The organism is Betaproteobacteria bacterium (genome assembly GCA_016791345.1).
Lineage (GTDB): Bacteria > Pseudomonadota > Gammaproteobacteria > Burkholderiales > JAEUMW01 > JAEUMW01.
In genome coordinates this window covers 1-3,143 of the sequence record JAEUMW010000271.1, presented here as the reverse complement: position 1 = coordinate 3,143, position 3,143 = coordinate 1, and the positions used below count along the sequence as shown (strand labels likewise).

The 3,143-nt window shown below is 68.1% G+C and carries 2 protein-coding genes; one reads left to right on the top strand and one right to left on the bottom strand.

Annotation, left to right across the window (positions count from 1 at the left end; all coding sequences use genetic code 11):
• Positions 1–1,575, bottom strand: a 1,575-nt coding sequence (locus JNK68_10815) for an excinuclease ABC subunit A (protein MBL8540850.1), incomplete at its 3' end; no start/stop codon positions are given.
• A 161-nt stretch (positions 1,576–1,736) separates the two neighbouring features.
• On the opposite strand from JNK68_10815, the gene JNK68_10810 reads away from it, so the two are divergent.
• Positions 1,737–2,999: a DUF2235 domain-containing protein gene (locus tag JNK68_10810; GenBank protein MBL8540849.1), complete on the top strand. Its 1,263-nt coding sequence runs from the start codon at positions 1,737–1,739 to the stop codon at positions 2,997–2,999.
• Positions 3,000–3,143 lie beyond the last annotated feature (144 nt).

Sequence of the window (3,143 nt, the reverse complement as noted above, 5' to 3'; positions counted from 1 at the left end):
GTTGATGCGCTGCACCTCGCCACCGGAGAGCGTGCGCGACTGGCGATCGAGCGTGAGATAGCCGAGACCGACTTCGCGCACGTACCTGAGCCGTGCTCGGATCTCGCCAAGCAGAAGGTCGGTCGCCTCGTCGATCGGCGCGGGCAGATGGAGCCGCGCGAAGAACGCCGCCGCGCGCTCGATCGGCAGCAGCATCAGGTCGTGCAGCGTGAGTCCGGGCAGCGCGGCGAGCTGCTGCGGCGACCACGGCATGCCGACCGGGTGAAAGCGCTGCTGCGGGTCGAACACGCTGTCGGCATCGGCGGCCGTGCCGAGTCGCCACAGCAGCGCCTCGGGCTTGAGCCGCGCGCCGCCGCACGCCGTGCACGGCGTATAGGCGCGATACTTCGAGAGCAGCACCCGGATGTGCATCTTGTAGCTCTTGGTCTCCAGCCACGCGAAGAAGCGGCGCACGCCGTACCACCTGGCCGGCCAGGACTGCTCCCAGCTCACCCAGCCGTCCTCGCCCTCCAGCACCCAGCGGCGCGCGGCCTCCGCGAGATCGCGCCAGGGCACATCGAGAGGGATCCCGGCACGGCGCGCGTGCCGCTCCAGATCGTCCTGACTCTCGCGAAAGCTCGGCGACTGCCACGGCCGGATGGCGCCGTCGCGCAGGCTCTTCGATGCATCCGGAATGACCAGACCGAAGTCGATGCCGATCACGCGGCCGAAGCCGCGGCAGGTTTCGCACGCGCCCAGCGGCGAGTTGAACGAGAAGAGGCTCGGCGTGGGATCGCGGTAGTGGATGTCGCAGTCGGCGCAGTGAAGATCGGTCGAATAACGCCACGGAGCGGAAAGCGGGGAAGCGGGGAGCGTGATGTCGGCTGCGCCGTCACGCAGATCGGGCTCGGGGTGCACGTTCACCCGCCCGCGCCCGATGCGCAGCGCCGCCTCCAGCGCCTCGATCACGCGCGCGCGTTCGACGGACCCCAGGCGGAAGCGATCCTGTACCGCCTCGACGGCGTCATCGGACTGGGCATGGATGCGGGTATAGCCCTGCGCCTGCAGAAGCTCCAGGACTTCCTCGCGCCCGAAGTTGGCGGGCACCTCGACGGAAAAAGTCACCGTGAGCCGCGGGTCTGCCGCCAAGCGGGCGCGGGCGGCGAGATCATCGTAGATCGTGTCCGGTGAATCGCGCCGCACCGGCCGCCCGCATTGCCGGCAGAAGAGCTGCGCGGCGCGGGCGAACAGCAGCTTCAGATGGTCGTTCAGTTCGGTCATCGTCCCCACCGTCGAGCGCGAGGTGCGCACCGGGTTGGTCTGGTCGATGGCGATCGCCGGCGGAATGCCGTCGATGCGATCCACCAGCGGACGGTCCTGCCGATCCAGGAACTGCCGCGCGTAGGGGCTGAACGTCTCGACGTAGCGCCGCTGTCCTTCGGCGTAAAGCGTGTCGAAGACCAGCGACGATTTGCCGGAGCCCGACACGCCGGTGACGACGATGAGCTCGTCGAGCGGCAGGTCGAGGTCGAGGTTCTTGAGGTTGTTCTGGCGCGCGCCGCGGATGGCGATGAATGGAACGGGAGCCTTGGACATCGGACGAGCGGGCGGGAGGCAGGCGGAGCGAACCGCATTCTGACTGCAATCCGTGGCAAAAGTCGCGGAATTCTTGCGCGCCCGCCGATGCTGTCGCCGCTCTTGCCAGCGACGGCCGCAGGGTGAAAATGGCGACCTCGAAGGCTTCTGCCGCGCCAGCCATGCCCAAGCGCATCATCGCGCTTTCGGACGGAACCGGACAATCCGTGGGTCGCCACGACTCGAACGTGCTGCGGCTCTGCAAACTGCTGGACCTGTCCGCGAATGCGGGTCAGATCGCGATCTACGATCCCGGCATCGGCACCCACGTCAGTCTGCGGCGGCTGCAGAGCGGGCTGGCGCTCTCCGACCGTCTGCAATTGGCGGACTCGAACCCCGAGGCGCTGCTGTGGCGGCGATTGCGCCAGCCGCTGGAACTCGGCTTCGGACTCGGCACGACCGCCAACATCCGGCAGCTCTACCTCGCGCTTATCCACGCCTGGCAGCCGGGGGACGAGATCTTTCTTTTCGGTTTCAGTCGCGGCGCGTTCACCGTGCGGGCGCTCGCCGGGCTCATCTATCGCTGCGGGCTCCTGCGCCAGGACGCGGCCGCGCAGGTCGATGCGGCGCTCGGCTGGTGCCGGGAACACTACACGGGGTTGGCGGCGGCGGAGCGCAAAGCGTATCGCGCGCGCGTCGACGCGTTCCGTCGCAAATGGTCGCGCCCGTGCAACATCCGCTTTCTGGGGATCTGGGACACGGTCAAGTCGGTTGGCTACTTTCGGCCGACGAACCTGCCGCACGTGCGGCACAACCCGATCGTCGAGCATGTCCGGCATGCGCTTGCCATCGACGAACGCCGATCCTTCTATCTGCACACGACCTGGGGTGGACTCACAGGCGAGCGCCCGGCGGTGTACGCGCCGGCGTCGTTCGATCTCGATGCGACGGACGAGCCGCCAGGCGTTCCGCAGGACGTGCAGGAAGTCTGGTTTCCCGGCAATCACGCCGATGTCGGCGGCGGCTATGCGCCGTGCGAAAGCGCGCCGGCCAACAACGCGCTGCGCTGGATGATCGCCGAAGCACGCCAATGCGATCTGCAGCTCGATGCGGAGCGGTATCGCGCACTCTTTCCGCGCGACGAGGACGGGCCGGTCATTCGGCGGCACGACGAGATGCGCGACCGGTTATCGCGACGCGTCTTCTGGTCTGCGGCAGAGTTCGCACCGCGGATGGAACTGCACAACGAGCCGCCCCCGCCGCGCACGACATTGAGGCTCACGCCCGCGGGAACACGCGAGCTGGCGAAATCGCTGCGCTGTTTCGGTGACGGCTCCAAAGCAGTCTGCATCCATCGCAGCGCACAAGACGTCTACGCCGCAGCCGACGCACCCTGGCGCGAAGTGTCCGGAGATTGCGTGCGCTTCGTGGCTACACGCGCATGAGTGGGCGGCGCTTCAACTCCGCTGGCTGCGCCGATACTGCGGCCGCCACGTGCGGCAGGTGTCCTGCTACTCCTCGTCGATCCGCGCGAAGCGCTCCGCCAGGAAATCGATGAGCCGGCGCACCGCAGGCAGCAGTCCGCGCCG

Coding starts and splice junctions, on each gene's coding strand:
- JNK68_10810 (MBL8540849.1), top strand. CDS start 1,737: ATGCCCAAGCGCATCATCGCGCTTTCGGACGGAACCGGACAATCCGTG.